At 66.1% G+C, this 22,454-nt stretch carries 26 protein-coding genes; 9 read left to right on the top strand and 17 right to left on the bottom strand.

From position 1 onward, the window contains the following. Nucleotides 1–11 precede the first annotated feature (11 nt). The 3 genes from ITX31_RS09490 to ITX31_RS09480 all read right to left on the bottom strand — a co-directional run bounded on the left by ITX31_RS09490 (nucleotide 12) and on the right by ITX31_RS09480 (nucleotide 4,192). A complete protein-coding gene (locus ITX31_RS09490) occupies nucleotides 12–1,814 on the bottom strand; it encodes a BCCT family transporter (protein ID WP_194783141.1) in 1,803 nt (600 codons plus the stop codon). A gap of 215 nt (nucleotides 1,815–2,029) precedes the next feature. Then, nucleotides 2,030–2,650, bottom strand: coding sequence for a flavin reductase family protein (locus ITX31_RS09485; protein ID WP_194783140.1), 621 nt, complete (start codon nucleotides 2,648–2,650; stop codon nucleotides 2,030–2,032). A 108-nt stretch (nucleotides 2,651–2,758) separates the two neighbouring features. Continuing rightward, entirely contained in the window at nucleotides 2,759–4,192 is a 1,434-nt protein-coding gene (locus ITX31_RS09480) for an FAD-binding oxidoreductase (RefSeq protein ID WP_194783139.1), read from the bottom strand. Nucleotides 4,193–4,402: 210 nt separating this feature from the next. Between ITX31_RS09480 and ITX31_RS09475 the strand changes: the two genes are divergently transcribed. Both ITX31_RS09475 and ITX31_RS09470 read left to right on the top strand, forming a co-directional pair. Further along, on the top strand, nucleotides 4,403–4,702 hold the full coding sequence (locus ITX31_RS09475) for a hypothetical protein (RefSeq protein ID WP_091601273.1): 300 nt from the start codon (nucleotides 4,403–4,405) through the stop codon (nucleotides 4,700–4,702). Nucleotides 4,703–5,001: 299 nt separating this feature from the next. Then, nucleotides 5,002–5,304: a hypothetical protein gene (locus ITX31_RS09470; RefSeq protein WP_194783138.1), complete on the top strand. Its 303-nt coding sequence runs from the start codon at nucleotides 5,002–5,004 to the stop codon at nucleotides 5,302–5,304. A 9-nt stretch (nucleotides 5,305–5,313) separates the two neighbouring features. Here the strand turns inward: ITX31_RS09470 and ITX31_RS09465 are convergent, their stop codons facing one another. After that, nucleotides 5,314–6,339 (bottom strand): LLM class flavin-dependent oxidoreductase, encoded by a 1,026-nt coding sequence (locus tag ITX31_RS09465; protein ID WP_194783137.1) that lies wholly within the window; start codon nucleotides 6,337–6,339, stop codon nucleotides 5,314–5,316. A 75-nt stretch (nucleotides 6,340–6,414) separates the two neighbouring features. On the opposite strand from ITX31_RS09465, the gene ITX31_RS09460 reads away from it, so the two are divergent. Continuing rightward, complete coding sequence (locus ITX31_RS09460) at nucleotides 6,415–6,786, top strand: nuclear transport factor 2 family protein (RefSeq protein ID WP_194783136.1); 372 nt, start codon at nucleotides 6,415–6,417, stop codon at nucleotides 6,784–6,786. 37 nt (nucleotides 6,787–6,823) lie between these two features. Here the strand turns inward: ITX31_RS09460 and ITX31_RS09455 are convergent, their stop codons facing one another. From ITX31_RS09455 to ITX31_RS09440, 4 genes are all read right to left on the bottom strand, one after another. Beyond that, nucleotides 6,824–7,912, bottom strand: a complete 1,089-nt coding sequence (locus ITX31_RS09455; RefSeq protein WP_194783135.1) for a type I restriction endonuclease — start codon at nucleotides 7,910–7,912, stop codon at nucleotides 6,824–6,826. 73 nt (nucleotides 7,913–7,985) lie between these two features. Further along, nucleotides 7,986–8,681 carry an HAD family hydrolase gene (locus tag ITX31_RS09450; RefSeq protein WP_228529121.1) on the bottom strand — a complete coding sequence of 232 codons (696 nt, stop codon included), beginning with the start codon at nucleotides 8,679–8,681 and terminating at the stop codon, nucleotides 7,986–7,988. A 293-nt stretch (nucleotides 8,682–8,974) separates the two neighbouring features. Then, the gene (locus ITX31_RS09445; RefSeq protein ID WP_194783134.1) at nucleotides 8,975–9,643 is read right to left on the bottom strand and encodes an alpha/beta family hydrolase; all 669 of its coding nucleotides are present in this window, start codon (nucleotides 9,641–9,643) and stop codon (nucleotides 8,975–8,977) included. A 37-nt stretch (nucleotides 9,644–9,680) separates the two neighbouring features. Beyond that, complete coding sequence (locus tag ITX31_RS09440) at nucleotides 9,681–10,130, bottom strand: Lrp/AsnC family transcriptional regulator (RefSeq protein WP_323745630.1); 450 nt, start codon at nucleotides 10,128–10,130, stop codon at nucleotides 9,681–9,683. 80 nt (nucleotides 10,131–10,210) lie between these two features. Between ITX31_RS09440 and ITX31_RS09435 the strand changes: the two genes are divergently transcribed. Next, nucleotides 10,211–10,939: a LysE family translocator gene (locus tag ITX31_RS09435; RefSeq protein ID WP_194783133.1), complete on the top strand. Its 729-nt coding sequence runs from the start codon at nucleotides 10,211–10,213 to the stop codon at nucleotides 10,937–10,939. A gap of 118 nt (nucleotides 10,940–11,057) precedes the next feature. Here the strand turns inward: ITX31_RS09435 and ITX31_RS09430 are convergent, their stop codons facing one another. The 3 genes from ITX31_RS09430 to ITX31_RS09420 are packed head-to-tail and all read right to left on the bottom strand — an operon-like array spanning nucleotide 11,058 to nucleotide 13,951. Continuing rightward, nucleotides 11,058–12,299, bottom strand: a complete 1,242-nt coding sequence (locus ITX31_RS09430; protein WP_194783132.1) for an NAD(P)/FAD-dependent oxidoreductase — start codon at nucleotides 12,297–12,299, stop codon at nucleotides 11,058–11,060. A 1-nt stretch (nucleotide 12,300) separates the two neighbouring features. Then, entirely contained in the window at nucleotides 12,301–12,624 is a 324-nt protein-coding gene (locus ITX31_RS09425; RefSeq protein WP_194783131.1) for a 2Fe-2S iron-sulfur cluster-binding protein, read from the bottom strand. 22 nt (nucleotides 12,625–12,646) lie between these two features. Further along, nucleotides 12,647–13,951, bottom strand: coding sequence for a cytochrome P450 (locus ITX31_RS09420; RefSeq protein WP_228529120.1), 1,305 nt, complete (start codon nucleotides 13,949–13,951; stop codon nucleotides 12,647–12,649). A gap of 118 nt (nucleotides 13,952–14,069) precedes the next feature. Between ITX31_RS09420 and ITX31_RS09415 the strand changes: the two genes are divergently transcribed. Then, nucleotides 14,070–14,966 (top strand): LysR substrate-binding domain-containing protein, encoded by an 897-nt coding sequence (locus ITX31_RS09415; RefSeq protein WP_228529119.1) that lies wholly within the window; start codon nucleotides 14,070–14,072, stop codon nucleotides 14,964–14,966. Nucleotides 14,967–15,136: 170 nt separating this feature from the next. After that, entirely contained in the window at nucleotides 15,137–15,736 is a 600-nt protein-coding gene (locus ITX31_RS09410) for an antibiotic biosynthesis monooxygenase (protein WP_194783130.1), read from the top strand. Between the two features lie 58 nt (nucleotides 15,737–15,794). Here ITX31_RS09410 and ITX31_RS09405 read toward each other — a convergent pair whose 3' ends face one another. Both ITX31_RS09405 and ITX31_RS09400 read right to left on the bottom strand, forming a co-directional pair. Continuing rightward, nucleotides 15,795–16,775 carry a permease prefix domain 1-containing protein gene (locus ITX31_RS09405; RefSeq protein WP_194783129.1) on the bottom strand — a complete coding sequence of 327 codons (981 nt, stop codon included), beginning with the start codon at nucleotides 16,773–16,775 and terminating at the stop codon, nucleotides 15,795–15,797. Next, entirely contained in the window at nucleotides 16,772–17,110 is a 339-nt protein-coding gene (locus tag ITX31_RS09400; protein WP_194783128.1) for a PadR family transcriptional regulator, read from the bottom strand. Before ITX31_RS09400 ends, ITX31_RS09405 begins: the two co-directional genes overlap by 4 nt. 249 nt (nucleotides 17,111–17,359) lie before the next feature. Here ITX31_RS09400 and ITX31_RS09395 point away from each other — a divergent pair, with 249 nt between their 5' ends. Next, a complete protein-coding gene (locus tag ITX31_RS09395; RefSeq protein ID WP_194783127.1) occupies nucleotides 17,360–18,067 on the top strand; it encodes an NUDIX hydrolase in 708 nt (235 codons plus the stop codon). On the opposite strand, the gene ITX31_RS09390 is transcribed toward ITX31_RS09395, so the two are convergent. The 3 genes from ITX31_RS09390 to ITX31_RS09380 all read right to left on the bottom strand — a co-directional run bounded on the left by ITX31_RS09390 (nucleotide 18,064) and on the right by ITX31_RS09380 (nucleotide 20,271). Beyond that, nucleotides 18,064–19,311, bottom strand: a complete 1,248-nt coding sequence (locus ITX31_RS09390) for an MFS transporter (RefSeq protein ID WP_323745629.1) — start codon at nucleotides 19,309–19,311, stop codon at nucleotides 18,064–18,066. The genes ITX31_RS09395 and ITX31_RS09390 overlap by 4 nt on opposite strands. Before the next feature lie 123 nt (nucleotides 19,312–19,434). Continuing rightward, nucleotides 19,435–19,683 carry a hypothetical protein gene (locus ITX31_RS09385; protein WP_194783126.1) on the bottom strand — a complete coding sequence of 83 codons (249 nt, stop codon included), beginning with the start codon at nucleotides 19,681–19,683 and terminating at the stop codon, nucleotides 19,435–19,437. A gap of 90 nt (nucleotides 19,684–19,773) precedes the next feature. Next, nucleotides 19,774–20,271 (bottom strand): MarR family winged helix-turn-helix transcriptional regulator, encoded by a 498-nt coding sequence (locus ITX31_RS09380; RefSeq protein WP_194783125.1) that lies wholly within the window; start codon nucleotides 20,269–20,271, stop codon nucleotides 19,774–19,776. A 149-nt stretch (nucleotides 20,272–20,420) separates the two neighbouring features. Between ITX31_RS09380 and ITX31_RS09375 the strand changes: the two genes are divergently transcribed. After that, nucleotides 20,421–20,675 (top strand): hypothetical protein, encoded by a 255-nt coding sequence (locus tag ITX31_RS09375; RefSeq protein ID WP_194783124.1) that lies wholly within the window; start codon nucleotides 20,421–20,423, stop codon nucleotides 20,673–20,675. Between the two features lie 92 nt (nucleotides 20,676–20,767). After that, nucleotides 20,768–21,667 (top strand): alpha/beta fold hydrolase, encoded by a 900-nt coding sequence (locus ITX31_RS09370; protein WP_194783123.1) that lies wholly within the window; start codon nucleotides 20,768–20,770, stop codon nucleotides 21,665–21,667. A gap of 59 nt (nucleotides 21,668–21,726) precedes the next feature. Here ITX31_RS09370 and ITX31_RS09365 read toward each other — a convergent pair whose 3' ends face one another. Further along, nucleotides 21,727–22,434 (bottom strand): ABC transporter ATP-binding protein, encoded by a 708-nt coding sequence (locus ITX31_RS09365; protein WP_194783122.1) that lies wholly within the window; start codon nucleotides 22,432–22,434, stop codon nucleotides 21,727–21,729. Nucleotides 22,435–22,454 lie beyond the last annotated feature (20 nt).

The raw sequence follows: 22,454 nt of genomic DNA, 5'->3' as shown, positions 1-22,454 counted from the left end.
AGACGGAAACGTCAGGGCTTGGGTGCCTTATGGGCCCCGGCCGTCCGCCGCCACTGCTTCTTCACGGCGGCATCAACCTGGCTGGCCACCTGGTCCTCGTAGTGTTCCTGCATGCTGTCCTGAACCTGCTCGGTCACGTGGGCCGTCATCTGGTCCCGGGCCAGTTTCCGCTGGGCGCGCATGACGGTTTCATGCTCCTGGTGGAAGGCCTTGGCGGTGGCCACGCACATCAGCAGGATCACCACGCTGAACGGCACGGCTGTCAGGATGGCCGCGGTTTGGATGGCTTCCAGTCCGTTAGCCAGCAGCAGGGCAATCGCCACGGCTGCCGCGGACAGGGCCCAGAAAATCCGAATCCAGTTCTTCGGTTCCACGTTGCCTCCGGTGGAGAGCATGCCGGTGACCAACGCACCGGAGTCCGCGGAGGTGATGAAGAAGATCGAGATCAGCAGAATCGCACCGATAGTCAGCGCTGCTCCGCCGGGCAGGCCGGCCAGCATGCCGAACAGCGATCCTTCCGTATCCACCTCTCCGTCAGCGCCTACCAGGCCACCGTCGCCGAACAGCTCACGGTAAATCGCGGTGCCGCCCAGGACGGCGAACCACAGGAAGCCGACGATGCTGGGAACCAGCAGCACGCCTGCGACGAACTGCCGGACGGTGCGTCCCTTGGACACACGGGCAATGAAAATGCCTACGAACGGTGCCCAGGAAATCCACCAGCCCCAGTAGAACGTGGTCCAGGCAGCCTGCCAGGCTTCGCCCTCGGCGCCGGAGAAGGCCAGCGTATTGAAGGTCAGACCGATGACGTTCTGGAGGTAGTTGCCGATCGACTGCACGAATTCGCGCAGCAGGAACAGGGTTGGGCCGGCGAAAAGCACGAACAGCAGGAGCAGGCCGGCCAGCGCCAGGTTGATGTTGGAGAGCCACTTCATGCCCTTGCCGACGCCGGAAACCAGAGACGCGATGGTGAGCATGGTGATGCCCAGGATCAGGCCAACCTGTGTCATCTGGGTGGCCTGCATGATGTTGGCCTCTTCGAGGCCGGCGGAAATCTGCAGCACGCCAAGGCCGAGTGAGGTCGCCACACCGAAGAGGGTGCCCACCAGGGCCACAACGTCGATCAGGTTGCCCCAGCCGCCGGCAACCCGGCGCTTACCGAGCAGCGGCTCCAAGGTCCAGCGGATGGAGATGGGGCGGCCGCGGCGGTGGACGGCGTAGGCGATGGAGACGCCCACGACGACGTAGATCGCCCAGGCGTGCAGGCCCCAGTGAAGGTACGTCTGGGTCAGGGCCTGCTGTGCCAGCTGGATGGGGGTGCCTTCCACGCCGGGGCGGGGGGATGCGAAGTGGTTCAGCGGTTCGGCAACGCCGAAGAACACCAGGCCGATGCCCATGCCTGCCGCAAAGAGCAGCGCGAACCAGGACCGCATTGAGAATTCCGGCTCGTCCTCGTCCTTGCCCAGCTTGATGTCCCCGTAGCGGCTCAAACCGATCCACAGGGCGAAGACAACAAAGATGGCGATGGCGGCCACGTAGTACCAGCCGAACCAGCGGATAACGTTGCTTTGCACAGAGTTGAACATCTCCGTCGCCGTGCCGGGGAACACGATGGCGAAGACGGCAAAGACCACAATGATGGCCGCGGCCGGCCAAAAGACCCAGCGGGAGATGCCGCTGCCTGCTCGGGGCGTACCTGCAGGAGGTTCCCGGTCCACCTTGTTGGGAGGTTCACTCCCCGCATTGGGAGGTTCGCTCCCCGTAACTTTCGCGCTGGTGTCCTGCTCGGTACCAGCGCCCTGTGTGGCGGTCATTCCCAGTTTCTCCTCCTGCGCTTTTTGCCAAGCGCTTCAGACTGTTTCTGGCGGATGCTCTTGCTGCGGCGACGTGCACCGTCTATAAGTCTACTGAGGTTTCGATGGGCCAGGAGCCGCCGCCATTACTTGACGCCGAGCAAAACCGGGAAGGGGCGGGGGAGAATCGCCGCCCGTTCCGGCGGGGGCCGCGCGTCCGCCGGTCCTGCGGATGGTCAGTTGCCGCGGTAGTGCCCCGGCCATTCGCCGGCCGGGATCCGTGTGATTTCACGGACGCCGCCCACGGTTCCCCATTCGTTCAGGCCCAGCCGGGACAGCGGCCGCAGCGCCTCGATCCGCGGGTGGGAATCGGCGTCGAGCGTGTCCGAGCGGACGGCGGCTCGGAGGATCTCGCCGTAGACCACAAAGCAGTCGCCAACGGGATGTATCTCCTGCAGCCGGCATTCAAGGGCCACCGGCGAGTTTGCGACCCGGGGCGGACGCACGGTGGCCGCGGGTTCCCGGGCGATCCCGGCGGCGTCGAACTCGCTGACCTCGGCGGCGAAGCCGGTGCCGGTCGCGTTGACAGCTTCGAACATGTCCTCCGGCGTCAGGCTGATGACGAACTCGCCCGTCTCCCGAATGTTACGCAGCGAGTCCTTTTCGCCCACGGAGGTGAAGGACACCACCGGCGGATTAACCGAGGCGATGGTGAAGAAGGAGTGGGGTGCGAGGTTCTCCACCCCCTCCGCCGATACGGAGGAGACCCAGGCGATGGGGCGGGGCACCACCACGGAGGTGAGCAGGCGGTAGAAGCTGCGGCCGCCCATTTCGGCGGGATCGAAGTCCGTTCTCATGGTGTTGAGCTTAGCGGCGTTCCCAAAAGGGGTACGGGCTGGATGGGGCCATCGAGTTTGCCGCCATTGCCGCAGCCAGCAATTACGGGCCGTAAACGCTCGCCGGGTTCAGGCGCCAGCCGGGGCAATGTTGTGGTTGCGCCGGAACAGGTTCTGCGGATCGACGGCGGACTTGAGCGCGGACAGCCGGGCGAGTTTCGCACCCGAGTACACACTGGGCGCCGCGAGGGCCGGTTCATCGGCGCCCATAAAGTTTACGTACTGGCCGCCGCCCGCGTAGGGCTCCACTTCCGCCGCCAGCTCGCGAACAAAGCCGGTGTGGTGGACGTCGTCGGCCGGGTCGCTCCAGAAACCGTAGATGTTCAGCCAGTAGCGGGCGTCGCGGACCGGGAACGACGTCGCGTCCTCCGGAACCCGTGCGAACGCGCCGCCCATCTGGTGCAGGTCGAACCCGGTGCCGCGCCAGGTCTGCTCCCGCGCACGGCGGGCCAGTACATCGATGAGCCCGGCGTCCAGGGCGTTGAAGGACGTGTTCTTCCAGTAGGCACGCGATCCGTGCGGAAAAAGATCATCCACGGCCGACTGCCAGTCCAGCCACGCAGCCGGTTGCACCAGTTCGGCGTCAGGGGGAGCCAGCTCCCGCAGGCGGTTCACGACGGCGGCTGCGGCCTCATGGTCTTCACCGGACCATGCGAAACCCACCGCCATGATGGGATCATCTCCCTGCTCCCATTCCGGGGGCGGCACCAGGAAGGAAACGATGGTCGTGAGCTCATCCGGGACGTCGGCACTCCAGGCGGAGAAGGCGTACAGTGCGTTCTCGAACCTCCCGGGACCGTAGACGAGGTTGCCGCTGTAGACCTCCGCCGGGACCGGCCATGCCCGGAACGTCAGAGAGGTGACGACGCCGAAGTTGCCCCCGCCCCCGCGCAGTCCCCAGAAGAGCTCCGGTTCCTTGTCGGCGGAGGTATGCACCTGCGTTCCGTCCGCGAGCACGACGTCGGCAGCCAGGATGTTGTCCACGCTCAGTCCGTGGGCCCGGGTCAGCCAGCCAACACCGCCTCCCAGCGCGAGTCCGCCGACTCCCGTGCCCGAGACGACGCCGAGGGGCACGGCCAGCCCGAACGGGGCCGTTGCAAGGTCAATGTCGCCCAGGGTGGCCCCGCCGCCCGCGGTGACGGTGCGGGCAAGCGGATCGACCTCGACGGTGCGCAGCCCGCCGAGGTCAAGCACTATGCCCCCGTCAACCGTTCCGTTGCCCGCCACGTTGTGCCCGCCGCCGCGGACGGCCAGCGGCAGTCCCGTTCGGCGTGTGAACGCGAGGACCGGAGCGACGTCGTCTCCGTTGGCGGCCCGGACCACTGCGGCCGGCTGCACATCCACCATTCCGTTCCACACCCGGCGCTGTTCGTCATAACCCGGGTCGCCGGGCAGGACCACCGTTCCGGCAATGCTGTCCGCGAGGGCGGGGTAAAGGCTGGAGGAGGGCTGCGGCCAGGGAACTGCCGGTGCTGCTGCGGCATTGGCTGAAGTCTTGGTCATGGTCCACCGCCTGGGGATAGACCCGGCCGTCCGGGCCGGGACGGGAGCTGCAGAAACAGGGCTCAACGCTATTTTTGGCCCGCCCTGGACGGGGTTCAATGGCTTTCCCAAACCTGGCGGCGACAGTTCACCTCCGTGCCTGCAGAGGTTTCGACGGGCCTTACGGGACGCAGGGTTAGGCTGGAGGCAGTCGATCCAAAGGAGAACACCGTGGCATCCCTGCTGACCCCGCTTATCACTTCCGCCGGCCTGATCGGCGGTTTCAAGACCGCCCGCGACACCGGCAACCGCCAGCTCGGAGGCGCGGTTCTGGCTGCTGCAGGTGCCGCCGCATTCGCCCTCTGGAAGCGCGATGCAGGCACCGGCACCGCCGTCGCGCTTACTTCCACCTACGTGGCGGCCTTTGGCCTCTCCCACCCGCTGGCCAAAAAGCTGGGTGCCTGGCCGTCGGTCTACACGGTCACCGCGGCGACGGCGCTGGCCTCGCTGGTCTTCGGCCGCCGGAAGTAGCCGGGCTCCATTCATCGAGTTTGCAGAAACTGCCCGTTTGAGCCTTCAAACGGGCAGTTTCTGCAATGTGGATTCGGAGGAAGTGCCGTCGGGAGTCTGCGAACCAGGAGAGTGTTAGGCTCCCTGCCATGCGCCGACGCTGATACCTTCTTGTTCTTCCAGTGGTGCTTTCGACGGCGCTGGCGTCCTGCAGTTCGCCTCCGGAGACTGAATGGGAGGCAGCCCTGGCTCAAGCGTAGGCCTATCAGGAGGCTGCCAGGACGAGTGGGAACTTCCTCGGCGTAGGCACTCTGCTCACAATGCAGCACGACGCAGTCCCGAAGCCCGATGAAGGAATAACGCTGGACTATCCGTCGGACACTGGCATCGAGGGCATTAGCGTGGCCTGTTTTGGCGGCGGCGAAGCCAGCTTCAGTGCAACCGTCCGCGCAGGGTCCTCCTGGACCAGCCTGGACATCATGACCCTGGACTGCGACGGCGAGCCGCGCACGGCGCCGCTCGACGATCCGCTCGAACGGATCAATGCGATCCGCCTGAACGGTCGCATCCAAGACGGCCCCGGAGCAGTCATCGCGGCCGCTGTCACGGGCGTTCCCGGCTGAGCTGGAGGACTACCGCCAGCCGGCGTCCGGAGCCACGAGCTTGACGATGTTCTCCAGCAGCGCCGCGTTGTAGTCGACGCCGAGCTGGTTCGGCACCGTGACCAGCACGGTGTCTGCCAGCTGGACGGCGGCGTCGTCGGCCAATTCCTTGGCGATGACGTCCGGTTCGCCCACATAGCTGCGGCCGAACCGTGCCAGGCCGCCTTCGAGCCTGCCCACCTGGTCCTTGGCATCAGCCTGCGCGCGGAGACCGAAGTAGCGCCGGTCCTGGTCGCTGACCAGCGGAATGACGCTGCGGCTGACTGAAACCTTGCCCTGGCCGGGGTGTCCTGCCGCCTTCCACGCCTCGTGATAGGCGTGGATCTGCTCGGCCTGCAGCTCATCGAAGGGTACGCCGGTGTCCTCGGTGAGCAGCGTGGAGCTCATCAGGTTCATGCCCTGCTCGCCGGTCCACTTCGCGGTTGCGCGGGTTCCCGAACCCCACCAGATGCGGCTGCTCAATCCGGCGGACTGCGGCTCGATCGGCAGCAGGCCCGAATGCCCGGTCATCTGCGGGTTGGCCGGTGCCATGCCGCGGCCGGTGATGGCGGCACGGAAGATTTCGGTGTGCTGGCGGGCCATATCGGCGTCGGTCTGTCCCTCGCCGGGAACATAACCGAATGACTCCGCACCTCGGAGCGCAGGCTCGGGGGATCCCCGGCTGATGCCGAGCTGCAGCCTGCCGCCGCTGATCAGGTCAGTCGCGGCGGCTTCTTCAGCCATGTACAGCGGGTTTTCGTATCGCATGTCAATGACGCCGGTGCCCAGGTCAATCCGCGATGTGCGTGCTGCCATGGCGGCGAGCAGCGGGAACGGGGACGCCTGCTGCGGAGCGAAGTGGTGCACCCGCACGAAGGCGCCGTCGGCACCCACCTCCTCTGCGGCAACCGCAAGTTCGATGGCCTGCAGCAGGGCATCGCCTGCCGTGGGCGTCAGTGAACCGGGGACGTCCTGATAGTGGCCAAAGGAAAGGAATCCAATCTTCTTCACTTTCATGCCAGCGCATGTAACCCCGCGGATATTCCGGCAGGCGCTGTTTCCTTCCCCAGACCGGGGCTAGAGTGCCGGACCATGGAAAACGAACTCGTGGAAATCGAAACGGCTGGCTGGCACGCGCTGTCCACCGGGCCGGAAGAGGCGACGGCGTTCTACTCGGACGTGCTGGCGAGTCAGCCCGTGGTCCTGCTGACCAACGGGCTGCGGATTACGGACCGCCAGCAGATCGTCGAATCGATGGGCGGTCCGCCCTGGACTGCCTTCGAGATCCTCGAACCTAGGGAGGACTACCTGGCAGACGACGTCGGTGTACTCACCTACAAGGTGCGCGCCGACCGCGACGGAACCCCGTACACAGCCCTGCTCAGCAGTGTGTACGCCCGGGAAAACGGCGAGTGGAAGCTCGCAGTCCACCAGCACACGCCGTTCGAGGCGCAGGATTTGTAGGGGTAGGCGGAGGGCCGCCTACCCCTAGTCTCAGAACCTAGAGGTAGTAGTGGACACTCTTACGCAGTGCTTCGGCATAATTGTAGATCTCATCGAGGGAACTGATGGGCATGCGCATCTCAGCTTTGCTCTCGTCAAAGATCCCGATGTACTTCTGACTGCGGTTGAAGTGAAGCCTGGCGATGGGTTTGCGGTTGTTGTCATCCAGCAGCACCGCAAAGTAGGTCTTAGCATCACGTTGAGTAATCCGAGCCGGGGCCACTTCGCTGCATACGATTGCGCGAACTATCTGGAAACCCTCGAGTTCTTCTAACGTCGTTTCAATGCCGTCGTTATCTGCGAGATCCTTTTCAACTTCAGGTTCGCTGGTTATGGCTGCAACGGATGCCTGATCGCTTGGTTGCTGTGTATCGCTGCCCAAGGCGGTCTTGAGGCGACCATTTACCTGATCGTTCAGGAATTGTTTGCCAGCCTTCGAGACCAAGGGGGTGAACTGATCCCGCACCTTCTGCGTCACTGCGCCCTCGTATACACGAGAAGCGAAGTACTTGATCCAGTCGTCGTCCGGCTCGCGGAATTGCGCCGCGATGATCCTCTTGATCTGTCCGATGTACTTGAGTTCCCCAGCCGCGTTAATGACTGAATCCAAATCGAAGACATCCTTAGTGAGCTTCTGGAGCTCCGGGATCAGCGTCTCGTCGATGTCATTGAGGTCCAGCACCAAGAACGGTTTCGAATCCATCCGATTTGGAGAATCCAAGTCTGTGAAGAACTGATAGTGCTCACCGTTGGTAAGGATCGCGATGCGAGCATTGGTTACGGCGAAGTACCTATAGAGCTGCGATGCATGTTCGATCTTGACCGGCTCTTTGGATTTCTTGCACTCAATAAGGATCTGCACTTCGCCATTGTTCACTATGGCGTAGTCGACCTTTTCGCCCTTCTTGACCCCGACGTCGGCGGTGAACTCAGGGACGACTTCGAGCGGATTAAAGACATCGTAGCCAAGGATGGTTGAGATGAACGGCATGATGAACGCGTTCTTCGTGGCTTCTTCCGTCTCAATTGATTGCCTCTGCTGCCGAACTTTGGCGGCCAAAGCGAGCAGACGTTCCGTAAATTCCACTAATCCCCCTAATGAAGTGTTTCGCAGAGTCTAACTAGTTCCGCTGACATCGTCGGGGAAATGAGAGGAAGGGCTAAGCCGAAGCGGAAACCCGCTCAGTGACAAGAGCCTGCAGGTCCGCCACACCGCGGCCCGCCAGCGTCTCCCAGCGGGTGATCCCGGGCTGTTCCGGTACGTCGACGGCGTTGGGCACGGCAACCGTCACCGCACCGGAGGCCTTGGCAGAGGCCACGCCGGGCAGGGAGTCTTCCACGGCCACAATGCGGTCCAGGTCCAGGGACATGCCCAGTTCTTCGCCCATAAGCTTCGCCGCCAGGAGGTAGGGCTCCGGATCGGGCTTGCCGTTGGCGACCATTTCACCGGTTACCAGGAACCGGAAGGTGCCCTCCGGCAGCTGGTCGGCAATGACCCGGGCAAGCATGGACTCGCTCATGGTCACCATTGCGCACGGGATTCCGGCGGCATACAGCTCAGCGAGCAGCTCGCGGGCTCCGGGACGCCACGGGATTTCTTTCTGAACGGAGCTGACGACGCTGTCCAGCATGGTGTCGAGGATTTCCCGGATGCCGAGGTCCGCACCGGCCTGCTGCAGGGCGCGGGCCGAATCGGGAAGGGCATTGCCCACCAGCTCCATGGCCTGCTCATCGCTCCAGCTGATACCGAACCGGGTCATCAGGTCCTTCTCCGCGGCGAACCAGTACGGCTCGGTGTCCACCAGGGTTCCGTCCATGTCCCAAAAAACGGCATGCAGGGCGGGGTTCGGTGCCAAAGGTCCTCCTGGACAAGCGCCGCAGGAGCCCGCGGCTGGTGATGCGAATAGTCGATAACGGCTGGGCACCTCATGGGCCGCAGCGTCTCCACTGATCGTGGCAGTGCCGCCGGGTTCCGTCAAAACGGAAGACGCCCGCGAACGGGAGACGTCACCGGTTTGCTGACGGAAGCCGGGCGGAAACCAAACTGTCGGGGAGTTCCCGTCCCTTAGTGGCCTTCAGGCACAACTCTCAGGGAGCAAAGGCTCCTCTGGGAGCGGTCAAGGGACATCAGCTCCCCGAGGGGTTGCCGCTAGCTCCCGTGGGACCGCATGAACTCCAGCACGGGAGCCGCCAGGGACGACCCAATCGTGTCCTGCGGCCGTTTGTTTCCGGCCACCTCGAACATGTGGTTTCCACCTTCAACACGCTCGACGACGGCACGGGGCCCGATCTTCTCGGCCACCGGTTCAAGCTCGCCGGGCAGTGCAAACGGATCCCGGGTGCCCTGGAGGAACAGCATCGGAAGGGTGAGCCCGTAGAGGTGCTCATCGCGGAGTTTTCCCGGCTTGCCCGGAGGATGAAGAGGATAGCCCAGATAGACGAGTCCGGCAGCCGGCATGCCCTCCGCGACGGCCATGGAAGCCATCCGCCCGCCAAAGGACTTGCCGCCCGCCCAGACCGGGACGCCGTCGGCGTTGTCTTCTGCGGCGAACATGACCGCACGCCACGCCGCTATCGCAGCCGGAGCGCGGTCCGGGAACTTCTTCCCGGATTCGCGGTAGGGGAAGTTGAACCGCCAGGTGGCCACGCCGCCGTCGTTCATTGCATCGGTGAAACCGGTGAGGAAGGGGTGCTCCATGCCGGACCCTGCCCCGTGTGCCACCACCAGGGACGCCCACGCGTCCTCGGGCCGGGTGAAAACCGCGCTGACGGTCCCGTCGCCGACCGAGACTGTGAGGTTCTCCTGCTGCACTGGCATGGGTTCCAATTTACGTGACGGCTTCACTCCGCTCACGTCACAGCGGCAGCCCGGCCTCTTCCTTGACGGTTTTCATCACGATGGTGCTGGTGAGCTTCTCCACGCCGGGCAGGTTCACTAGCACGTCGTCGTAGAACTGCTGGTAGCCGGGGAGGTCCGCCGCGATCACCTTCAGCAGGAAATCGGGATCCCCGAAGAGGCGGTCCGCCTTCACTATCTGCTCATGCCGGCCCACGGCCGCCTCGAAAGCCAGCATCTGCGCGCGGTCCCGCAGGGTTACGAACACAAGGGTCTGGAAGCCCAGCCCGACGGCGGCCGGATCCACTACGGCGCGGTAGCTGGTGAGCACGCCGGCGCGTTCAAGCTCCTTGATCCTTCGATGGCAGGGGGCAACTGTCAGCCCCACCCGTGCGGCCAGCGCCGTCGCACTCATCCGGCCGTCATTTTGGAGCAGGCGCAAAATTTCCCGGTCAATGGCGTCAATCACGCAAAAATCATAACGCCAACCTGGTTTCTCCGGCACATTCCGGTCAGCACTTAGCGCGGTGTTTTTCTTAGGCTGGAGGAATGGATTTTTCGCAGCTCGCGGGTTTCGCGGCCGTTTCGATCACCCTGGCCATGACCCCGGGCGCTGACTGGGCGTACTGCATCTCCTCCGGGCTGCGCTCCCGGCGCATTACACCGTCCGTGGCCGGACTGTGCACCGGTTACCTCTTCCACACCGCGCTGATCGTCGCCGGGCTCGCCGCACTGATCGCGGCCTCGCCCGGCCTCCTCACCGGCCTGACGCTGGCCGGCGCGGCCTATCTGCTGTGGCTGGGCGTTTCCACCATGCGGTCCTGGCGCAGCGCCGGATTCACGGACGGAACTTCGACGCCGGTGCCCGCGGGAGAAGCGCAGCCGGAGCCGTCCGCGGAGACCGGTTCCGGTTCCAGCGGATCTGTGGCGCTGGCGGTCCGTGTGCCGGTAGGCTCCCGCCGCGCCGTCGAACGCCGGGAATTCCTCAAGGGACTGGGGACGTCCGGTACCAACCCGAAGGCACTGCTCCTCTACCTCGCACTGATCCCGCAGTTTGTAGACCCGGCAGCGGCCCTTGCACTGCCGCTGCAGTCGCTGGTGCTGGGACTGTCCCATTTTGGTGTTTCCGTGCTTGTTTACACGTTGGTGGCAATCGGCGCCCGCCGCCTGCTGCGTTCCCGGCCGGCAGCTGCCCGGGCGGTCACGCTGGCCAGCGGCATCCTGATGGTGTGCGTGGCGCTGGGGCTGCTCGGCGAGCGGCTTCTGCTCCTCGTCTGACCCGCGCCGTCGGACCCGGACCGCTCATCGAGATGGCAGAAACTGCCCGTTTGAGGGCTCAAAAGAGCAGTTTCTGCCATCTCGATGGGGAGGGGGGATTGGGAGGGGGAAGGGGAGGCTAGGCGGACGGCGCCGCGACCACCTGCCGCGCCAGCGCCTTCAGGCTGAAGCCGGGAGCCGAAACCTCCTCCGGGGCCGGACTGATCCCGGCGGCCAGCAGCTTCCTCGCCCCCAGATGTTCCCCGGGGGAATTGACCGACTCCACCGCAGCCAGCCTCCCGTTCCGGAAGCACAGCACGGAGAACTTCCCGGACTCCGGATCCCCGCTGGTCACTGTCTGGTCCCCGGGCGCGGAGAGACCGGCGATCTGCAGCCGCAGGCTGCCCTGGTTGCTCCAGAACCACGGCAGGTCCGTGTACGGCTCGTCCACTCCGAGGATGGTCCGCGCCGCGTGCCGTCCCTGGTCGGTGGCGTTCTGCACCGACTCGATCCGGACCCGTGTTCCCGCATGCGCAGACGGGAAAGTGGCGCAGTCGCCCACGGCCAGGACCGCCGGATCCGAGGTGCGCAACGCCGCATCGACCACAATGCCGTTCCCGGTCTCGAGTCCGGCTGCGGCGGCAAGCGCATCATTGGGCACTACGCCGATGCCCGCCACTACCAGGTCCGCCCGGTACCGGGAGCCGGTCGTAGATACGGCCCAGCCAACCCTGCCGTCCATGCCCGGCTCCAGGGAGGCTATGCCCTCGTTGAACTGGAGCCGGATCCCGGCGCGGGTGTGGGCGGCGGCGAACCAGGCACCCGTCACCGGACTCAGCGCCCGCACCATGGGGCCCGGCGCGAATTCCAGTACCGTCACCTCGCAGCCGCGGGCCCGCGCGGCGGCGGCAACTTCCAGCCCGATGAAGCCGGCACCGACCACCACCACCCGGCGGGCCGCAGCGAGCTCCGCATGCAGCCGCTCGGCGTCGGGCAGTGTCCGCAGCAGGTGCACGCCGGGCAGGTCCGCGCCCGGGCAGGTGAGCGCACGGTTCGCGGTGCCGGTGGCGAAAACCAAATGCCGGTAGCCCACCTTTTGCCCGTCGCCCAGCGTGACGGTCCGTGCGGCGCGGTCCACGGCGGCGGCACGCACGCCCTGACGCAGCGTGATGTCTTTGTCCGCGAAGAACGACGCCGCGCGCAGCGGCAGGGGAGCGGGGCTTCCCTCCGGGGACAGGTAGTCCTTGGACAGCGGCGGACGCTGGTACGGCAGGCCCGGTTCGCCGGCGATGACGGTGATGCCCTCCGGGTAGCCGCCGCTGCGCAGCGAGTCCGCCACCTGCAGCCCGGCCTGACCGCCGCCGATGATGACTACGGACATCTCAGACCTGTTCCGCAGGCACGTCGACGATGATCCCGTCCAGTTCCGTGCAGGCCCTGATCTGGCAGCCGAGACGGGAGGATTCGGTCCGTTCGGCGGTGGTGCGGTCCAGCATTTCCTCTTCGTCGTCGCTGGGGTCGGGCAGCGCGGCGGTGAACTCGGGGCGCACGTAGACGTGGCAGGTGGCGCACATGGCTTGGCCGCCGCATTCTCCGACGATGCCGTCCACTCCGTTGGTGACGGCGGCGCGCATCAGGGACGTGCCCGGCTCCACGCTCACGGTGGCAGGCACGCCCGAAGGCTGGATGAAGGTAATGGTGTTCATGGTTCTCCTAGGAAAGGCGGGGTTAGTCCCAGCGCACGGGCATCTTGAGCATTCCCCGGAAGACCCAGCCGGCGTCGACCGTCTTTGCCGAGGGGTCCAGGCGCAGCCGCGGAAACCGGTCAAAGAGCGCGGGCATGGCCACCTGGGCCACCTGGGTGCGGGCCACCCAGGTTCCGGCGCAGAAGTGCGTTCCGCCGCCGAAGCCCAGGTGCGGTTTCCTGGGCCGGCGCAGGTTGTAGGTTTCCGGGTCTTCGAAGACTGCCGGGTCCCGGTTGGCGGCACCGATGACGACGCCGATGCGGGCTCCCTTGGGCAGGCGGACCCCCTCGAGCACGGTGTCGCGGGTAGCCTCCCGCGGATACATGCCGATCGGAGCCACCCAGCGGACGGACTCTTCGAAGGCTGCGGCATAGAGTTTCGGGTCCTGGTGTACCGAGGCCGCCTGGTCCGGGTTCTCCAGCAGGGCCCAGACCGTGGTGCCCAGGACGTCCCGCGGTTCGTTCAGCCCGCCGCCGATGGTCATCTTCAGGTTGGCGCGGATGGCTTCCAGCGGGATCGGCATGGAGGCCAGCCCGGAGAGCAGGGAGTGGTCGGGGTTCTTCCGCAGGTACGGGAGCATTTCGTCGATCGCGGCGTCCACCTCCGCAGAGGAGCGGGCGCTCTTTTCCCAGACATCGGCGTCGTCTGCGTAGTTTCCGGTGCCGTCGATCATCGTCTGGCTCCAGCGCTGCAGGTCCTGCTGCGTGGCGTTGTGAAAACCGCAGACCAGGCGCAGGTTCTCCGCGGCGTAGGGTGCGGCGTAGTCCCAGACGAAGTCGGCCCCCGCCCCCTTGGCCTCCAGCTCGCCGAGGTACTTCTCATTGTTCGCCTCGAAGAGGGCCCTCCAATGGTTCTTGATGGTGCCCGGGCGCAGCGTCGATCCGTAGGAGTCACGTTCGATCCGGTGCTCCGGATCGTCCTTGCGCAGCATCGAATGGCCCATGGAGCGCTTCATCAGGGAGCCGGTTTCATTGGCGGAGAAGGCCTCGTCGTCCTGCTCGATGGTGTGGCACGCGGCGTAACTGGTCACCATGTAGCGGTTCACCGCCGGGACCCAGTGCGCAGGAGCTTCCTCGCGCATCCGCCGGTAGATCGGGAACGGATCCCGGTAGAGGTCGGCGATGGTGACCCAGTCAGCCACGGGCGCTTCGCGGCCTCCAGGCCGGGACGGTGGAGCGGGCGCAGCGGAAGGCGCGGTAGCCGTAGCGGCGGCGGGCGCCTCGGCGGCGTCCCCCCGCATGCCGGAATAGGGACAGCCGGGGGACTGGGTGGTATCCGGGGTGGTCATCGGAGATCTCCTCGAGTGCGTCGCGGCGGCATCCGCCTGGCACTCAGTGTGCCCTGGGTCATATCCTCGGTAAAGTACAAGAAATCTACGAATATCCACGCCTTTAGTGAGGTTACGCATGCTCCGGTACACCCTGCGGCAGCTGGAAGTGTTCGTCGCCGTGGCGGACCAGGGCAGCATCTCGTCCGCCGCGGAGAGCCTGCACGTCTCCGAATCGGCGGTAGCCGGGGCGCTGAACAACCTGGAACGGGCCTTTGGGGCACAGCTGGCGATCCGGCGGAAAGCCCACGGCATCACCCTCACCACGGCGGGTCAGGGAGTTCTGGCCCGGGCCCGGAACCTGCTGGTGGACGCCGTGGACCTGCAGCTGCACGCCGGCGGTACGGACGCCGAGGTGCGCGGATCGCTGGTGCTGGGCTGTTACCTGACGCTGGCGCCTACGGTGCTGGCCCGGCTGATCGAACACTACGGGCGGCGGTATCCGCTGGTGGAGCTGGACTTCTATGACGGCCCCCAGTCGGAAATCCACCGGCGGCTGGCGGACGGACAGCTCGACGTCGCCATCGCCTACGATCTCTCGCTGCCGGCAGGACTGAACCGGCAGCCGCTGTTCGCCGCTGAACCAGCCGTGGTGCTGGCCGCGGGCCATCCACTGGCGGAGCGCCGCGAACTGTCCCTGGCCGAGGTTGCGCCCGAGCCCATGATCCTGCTGGACGTCGATCCCAGCCGGGAGAACACCATGACCATGTTCGACGCCGCCGGCCTGACGCCGAACGTCCGGTTCCGGACCACGGACTATGAAGTGACGCGCTCGCTGGTGGGGCGCGGGATGGGCTACGCGGTCCTGGTCCAGCAGCCCGCGGGAGAGCTGTCCTACGAAGGCCGCCCGCTCGTGGTGCGGCCGCTGCGCCCGGCGGCGCGTCCGGTGCCCGTCTCCCTGGTGTGGCCCGCTGCCCTGCGGCCATCCCGCAGCGTGGCCGCGATGCTCAGCCTCGCAGCGGAGCTGTACGGCTGACCGGAGACCATCGAGGGGCCAGTTACGGCTCCTTTCAGGCCTGAAACGAGCCGTAACTAGCCCCTCGAGGGGAGGAAGGTGTGGGGCGGCAGCAGCGCGGCCGGCGGATGTGGCAGGAAGCACGTTCCCCGAATTCGACGCCCGCCAGACCCGCCCGGATACTTGGAGGCATGACATCAACGCACACTGACACCCTTCCGGCCCGCGGGCCGGAGGCGGTGACGGTCTCCATCACCCGGCGGGTCGATCCCCGCCGGGTGCCTGAGGCCACGCACTGGGTCCAGGAGGGCGTCAACCTCGCCAACACCTGGCCCGGGTTCCTTGGCTCCGGATGGGTCCGCGCCTCCGCCACCTCCGACGAATGGCACATGCTCTACCGCTTCTCCGACGCTGCCGCCCTTGATGCCTGGGAGCACTCCGAACCGCGGAGGGAGTGGCTGGAACGCGGGCGGGACATGGTCGAAGACCGCACCGTCACCCGCCGCACCGGAATTGAAGGCTGGTTCGACTCGCCGTCGTCCACCACTGACCTCGAAGCCCCGGTGAAACCTCCGCGCTGGAAGCAGGCCGTGGCTATCTGGCTGGGCTTCTTCCCCGTCAACCTGGTTTTCACCTGGCTGGTGGGACTGGTTTTCCCGGGCTGGGAGCTGCTGGCCATGCCGCTGCGGGTACTGCTCACGACGGCGATTCTCACCCCGATCATGGCGTACTGGGTGCTCCCCTGGGTCACGGGCCTGCTGCAGCCGTGGCTGGCACGCCGCCGCTCTTAAGGCACAGACACGCGACGGCGCCGCCCGGGACACTGTCCGGGCGGCGGCGTCGTCGCTGCTACCGGACCGCGGTGGGAACGGGTGCCGGCCTGCCCGACTTCCAGGCCTTGAGAAAACCGTCGCCGATGTCCCACAGCCCGATGAACAGCACCAGTGCAGCCGTGATTCCGGCAATCCAGGTGGAGGCGGCAGCACCCCGGTCGACGTTCGCCAGGAAGGCCCAGTCGAAGACCTGGTCCGTGGCCAGCAGCCACAGCACCGGCACCATGAACGCCAGCGCCAGCACGGCGTTCACTGCGGCAAGGGCGTAGGTCCACCGTCCGGCCAGGTAGAGCACGACGGCGAATCCGGCCTCGATGAACAGCAGGACGATCACGTAGGGCAGCCAGAAACTCCACAGGTCCTCCTGGAGGACCATCACCGGTTCGCCTTTGAAATACATCACGGAGCCCACCCGCTGCCAGAGCAGTACGCCAATGAAGAAGGCGGCGAGTGCCACCGAGGCGATGGTGTCGCCGAGGGAGACCTGGGACTTCCGCGGAACCTGGGGCAGCATGGCGGGCGTCCACTGCTGCAGGCCCAGGTCCTTCCGCCGGGTGCCGTTGAACTGGATGATCGCGAAGACCAGGGTGACCCAGAAGCCGAGGTGCACCAGGACGTTGATGGCTGTGCCGATGGCGCTGCCAAACGCGCCCCATGGATTGCCGGGGTTCACCGCCAGCCGCGCTACCAGCGATCCCACGAAGGAGATAGGGGTGACGATCACCGCGAGTGTCTTTAACAGCCGCCGCCAGTCCAGGAACAGATCCGGTCCAACCAGGTACAGCGGGCGGCCGCTGTACTGGGCGGCCAGGCGTGCCGGATCCCCGAGTTCGGTGAGGACCGCGTTCTCCGCTTCCGCCGCCGGCTGGCCCGCTTCGACCCGCGCTTCGACGTCATCCGCTATGGAGCCGCGCAGTTCCCGCTCAATGTCAGCCCGTGCTCCCTCCGGGAGGGAACGCAGGGCGGCGAAGACATAACGGTCAGTGAGTGTACTCATGATGCATTTCCTTCGTTGAGCCGGCGGATGGAGGCGTGGAGCGCGTCCCAGTCCTTCAGCAGGGCGTTCAGCAGCTCGGCGCCCTGCTCGCTGGTGGTGTAGAACTTCCGCGGCCGTGCCTCTTCGGTATCCCAGGAGCTGGTGAGCAGCCCCTGCTTTTCGAGGCGGCGCAGCAGGGGGTAGAGGGTGTTGGCCTCGACGGTGAACCCGGCCCGGTCCAGTGCTTCAAGCAGGCCGTAGCCGTAGCCGGGGTGTTTGAGGATGGAGAGGCAGGCCAGCACCACGGTCCCTCGGCGCAGTTCCTGGAGATGTCCACCCAGCAGTTCTTCTTCCATAATTCACACTATGGTGTGTCACGCACTACATTGCAATAGGTGGATTGTTTTATTTTCCTAGCACAGGGCTGGCGGAGGGCGCTCAGTTTCCCCGGGCACGAATCCGGTACGCCTGCGGATGAAACCCGGGGGGCTCTCGTGAATCATCACAGTTCACCGGACCGCCCGGGGCAGTGATGCGCGGACGGGTTCTGCGTTCGCTACTATCCAAGGAGGCAGCCGCTCCGTGGGGCGGCAAATGACAGGGGAATGATGGCACTGGTGGGCACAGCCGCGACGGTGGTTCTGCTGCGCGACGGCGGGCAGGGGATTGAGGTCCTGCTGCTGGAACGGCCGCGGCATACGGGCACGTTCGCCGGGGCCTGGGTGTTCCCCGGCGGCAGGGTGGACCCGGAGGACTACGCAGCCGCCGGGTCCATTCCGCCCGATCTCCAGGCCGGTCCGCGGGATCCGCAAGAGGATGTGCCGGCGGCGAGGATTGCCGGGGTGCGGGAGACGGTCGAGGAAACCGGCCTGGTGCTGGCGCCGGAGGGGCTAGTGGAACTTTCCTGCTGGATTCCGCCGCTGCAGGCGCCCAAACGCCTGCGCACCTGGTTCTTCCTGGCACCTGCCCCGGCAGGTGAAATCCGGCTGAACCCCGGCGAGCTGATCGATTCCGCGTGGCTCACGCCGGCCGCGGCGCTGGAGCTGCACCGCCGCGGCAAGATGCTCCTGGTCGCTCCGACCTTCGTCACGCTGATGCTGCTGCAGCAGTTCCCGGACACAGCCGCGGCGCTTGGGGTTGCCGCCGCCGCCACGCCGGAGACCTACAGCAGCCGCCTGCTCGATGGATATGAGCCGGATGCGGTCATTGCGTGGCATGGGGACGAGGAGTATCCCGCCGACGATGCGGGTCAGCCCGGCGACCGGCACCGCCTGGTAATGCGCGGCAGCGACTGGCGCTACGAACGGAGCTAGGTTCCGGGCTGGACCGCGGGCCGCTGCCGGGGGTGCTCCGGAAGCACACGGTCTCGCCCGGCGAGGAAAGCCATGGCGCAGCTCAGTCCCATGATGCCGGCGCTCGCAGCCAGCGGGACGGTCCAGCCGCCGCTGAGGTCATACAGGAAACCGAACAGCACCGGACCGGCGGCGCCGATGGCATAGCCCACGGACTGCGCCATTCCGGACAGGGCAGCTGCCTGGACGTGGCTGGTGGTCCGCAGGCTGAACAGGGACAGAGCCGTCACGATCATGCTCCCGCAGCCTGAAGCGCTGACCACCACCCAGAGCAGGGACAGCCCGGGAGCAGCCAGGAGTCCGAGGAAGCCGGCCATCGCCAGCAGGCTGCCCGCCATGCCCAGCAGCCGCTGGTCCGCGAAACGGCCCAGGACGGCGCCGGTCAGCAGGGATGAGGCGGTGCCCACCACCAGGAAGGCCGAGACGTGCAGCCCGGACGTTGTTTCGGATATGCCCTGGTCACGTTCGATGCTCGGCAGCCAGGTGGTCACCACAAAGAATCCGACGGACTGCAGGCCCATGAACAGGGTTACCTGCCAGCCGAGCAGCGTCTTCCAGGGGGACCTGTACCGGACCCGGGCCGCAGGAGCGCCTGCCGCAGCGGCATCGCCGTCGGCCGTTCCGCGTTTCAGGCCCGGAAGCAGAATCGCCATGGCAATCAGCGCCAGTCCGGCCCACATCCCGAGCGCAAGCCGCCAGCCCGATCCGGGGATCAGGGACACGGGCACAACAATCGCGGCGCCCAGCGCGGTCACCAGGCTCTGAGCGGCAATGTAGAGGCCCGTGAGCTGGCTGATCCTGCCGGGAAAATCACGCTTGATCAGGGAGGGAAGCAGGACGTTGAGAAAGGCGATTGCGATGCCGATCAGGGCGGTCCCGGTCCAGAGTGCCGCCGGGGCCGGAATGGACCGGAAGACGGTGCCGGCAGCCAGCAGCGCCAGGGAGAACCAGAGGGCCCGGTCGAGTCCGGCCCGCAGGGCAACTGCCGGGGCCAGCGGGGAGAATAGCGCAAAGGCGATGAGCGGAAGGCCGGTGAGGAGCCCGGACTGGGCGCTGGAGAAGTCGAATTCGCGGCCGATGTCCGCCAGGAGCGGGCCGACGGAGACGAAGGCCACGCGGAGATTTACACCGATTAGCAGGACGCCGGTCAGGGCCAGGCCTGCCCGTACGGGCGGCGCCTTTTTCATCCTGCTGAAAACCGCCACGCTTCTCCTTTGCAGCTGCGGGTGTGTCATGAACACGTTAGCGCGAGGTTGGGGCACTCGGGCTAAGAGTACATATGTGACACGTCGCAGCCTGCGGCGAGAAGCGCGGCGGCGGCTGCGTGCCTATGCGAAGGTGTTTCCGGCTGAGATCTTTTCGATTTCCTCCGGAGTCAGGCCGGCGACGGCGGCGATGCTTCCGGTCTCCAGGCCCTCATTCACGGCGCTCTGCACGAGTTCGGTGAGGACCTGCTCGGCGCGGTCAACGGCCCACTGCTGGGCTTCCAGATTGGAGGCAGCCATGGCGAGGGAGGAAAGGGATTCTTCAACTGGAGCTCGGAAAGCGGGGACCTGCTGGGAGTTAATGACCGTCATGACTTCACCCTTCGATAGGTAGGCTAGCAACTAGCTAGACAGACTATTTATAAACTAAGGCTTCTGTTATGTAAAGTTTGGACACCAATCTTACCCGTCCACCTCGAGGACGTGGGTCATCTGCTGCAGGAACCGGGTGATGGTTCCAGCCTCCTCCGGAGTCAGCGCCTCGGCCGTCTCCAGCATTTTGCGGTGCATCGCCCCCAAGGTTTCACGGACCTCGTGGTCCGCGTTTTCGGTGGGAATAATTTCAAGGGCGCGCCGGTCCGTGGGGTGGGGCCGCCGGGTCAGGTAGCCGCCCTTTTGCAGGCGGTCGATTAACGCGGTGGTCGATGCAGTGGAGATGCTGAGGACGCGGGAAAGGTCCTTCGGGCCAATGGATTTGCCGGCCTGGCGGGCCTGCATGACATAGCGGACGGCCAGCAGGTCAGTTTCGTTCATCCGCATCGAATCTCGGGTGCGGCGGCGCATGGCGGCTTCGGCGGCGCGGTAGGCGCGAAGCGCATTGAGTACGTCCACTCCGCCTGCGGTTGCAGGCGACTGGTCATACCAGTATCCGGCTCCTGTGGGATTGGCGTGTTCGGGCATGCAGACAAGTCTAGCTGAACGGAATACTAGCCAGCCTACCTACTCACATTGGTGATTCCCCAAGTTTTATGGCCTAGGGTGTTAAGCCCGTAACGCGATTCCTTCGCCCGCGGCGAAGGGCGCGCACATGCTGCAAAGGAGAAACGGCAATGGCCACACCCTTTGAAGAACCGGCAATTCCTTCCCGCACCGAGGAAGACACCCTTGAACAGCAGCTGCCTGTTATTCCGGATGTGGAGGAGGATGAAGGCGCTGCCGATCCCATCCGCCCACACGGTGATCCGCTCCTGCCTGGAGGGTCTGAAGCGGACCGGCTGGACCAGGAGCGTGACGGGTCCGCTTCTGACAGCGAGGACGACTACCCCCGGGATGCCGGCGAGGAGTTCCCGGAAGCCGCCGACTAACCGGTCAGCGCCGGCTCTTCCGGCGGCGGCTGGGCGCTCATTCGAGCAGAAGGCAGTGGTGGGGGAGGCCGTCTGCTCCTAGGGTATTTCGCATGCGAAATATTGAGGTGCCGGGGGCTGTCTCAGCAGTGGTCAACATCGGTGTGCGCAAAACGGACAGTCTGAGCGGAATCCTGCGGCTGCCGGCCAGCGGCGATCCGCTGGCCGCAGTAGCAATCCACCCTGCCACCGCCGTCCCACAGCGGCTGTACAGCGGTTTCGCGGATTTTTTGGCGGCCCGGGGATTCGCCGTGCTGACCTATGACTACCGCGGCACCGGAGCATCCGGCAGCGCGCGGGAGAACCGGCGGCTGCGCATGCGGGACTGGATGGACCTGGACGTTCCGGCGGCCGCTGCCTGGCTGCGCTTACGGTATCCGAAGCTGCCGCACGTCGCCGTTGGGCACAGCCTGGGCGGCCACGCGCTCGCGCTGGACAACGGCGGAGAAGGCCTGCTCGGTTTTATGACCGTGGCCTCCCACGCCGGCGTCACCCGTTCAATTCCTGACCGCACGGAGCGGGCGAGGGTGGAACTGATTCTTCGGGTGCTGGGTCCCGGCGCAGGGAGGGTCCTGGGCTACGTACCCGGGCGCCGGATGGGGCTGGGAGAGGACATGCCCGCTGCGGCAATGCTGGAGTGGAGCAGATGGTCCCGGACACCGGGATATTTCTTCGACGACCCCACCATGCATGCCCGGGAGCGGACGGCACGCGTGCGGACCAGCGTGCTGTGCGTGGGCCTGGATGACGACCTCTGGGCCACGCCGGCACAGATCGGCGTGATCGCCCGCCGGCTGGTCAATGCGCAGGTCCAGACCAGGACCTACGCGCCGTCCGACGCCGGTGTGCCGGCAATTGGGCACATGGGGTACTTCCGCCGCGGCCCGGGAGCCGTGCTCTGGCCGGATGCCGCTGCCTGGCTTGCGGACCGCGCAGGAATACCCGGGCCGTAACGCCCGGCGGCCGCGCTTCACGGTTCCGCTGCGGGGCACAACCACCGTGGGAACTGCAGCTAGGGCCGGTCCACGGCAGCCGGGTGGGTCAGCACGCCGTCCCGCATCCGCGCCACAACGTCCGCCAGAGGAAGGAACTCGACGTCGTGCGTCACCAGGATGGTGGCCACCTTGAATTCCTCCGTGACTTCGCGGAGCAGTTTCATGATCGAGGCCGAACGCTCGTGGTCCAGCGCTGCGGTGGGCTCATCCACCAGAAGCAGCGACGGGTTCCCCATCAGCGCCCGGGCGATGTTCACGCGCTGCCGCTGGCCGCCGGAAAGCTGGTGCGGCCGCTGGTTCACCTGTCCGCCCAGCCCGACGACGCCGAGCAGGTTCGCGGCGCGCTCCGCGGCCGCGCCGGTGGACTCGCCGCGCAGGTGCGCCACGGCAACGAGCTGCTCCACCGCGGTGAGGGAGGGCAGCAGATTGGGCTGCTGGAAGACGATGCCGATTTCCTCCCGCCGGAGCCGGGCACACCCGGCGTCATCCAGCCCGCCGACGTCGGACCCGTTGACCTCCACCGTCCCGGAGGTTGGCGGGATCAGGGTAGCCGCGACGGCCAGCAGGCTGGACTTGCCGGAGCCGGAGGGCCCTGCCAGCCCTGTGACGGTGCCGCGGACGGCGGACAGGCTGACGTTGTCCAGTGCCCGGATGGTGTTGTTCTGCCCGTCGGGGTATTCGAGTGTGACGTCCTTCAGGACCAGGGCTGTGCTGGTGGTGTTCATGGTGTTTCCTGTCTGTAAGT

The sequence above is a fragment of the Arthrobacter gandavensis genome (assembly GCF_015355785.1).
Taxonomy (GTDB): domain Bacteria; phylum Actinomycetota; class Actinomycetes; order Actinomycetales; family Micrococcaceae; genus Arthrobacter_B; species Arthrobacter_B gandavensis_A.
Note: the sequence above shows the minus strand (reverse complement) of the source record. Positions and strands in the feature narration are given on the sequence as shown.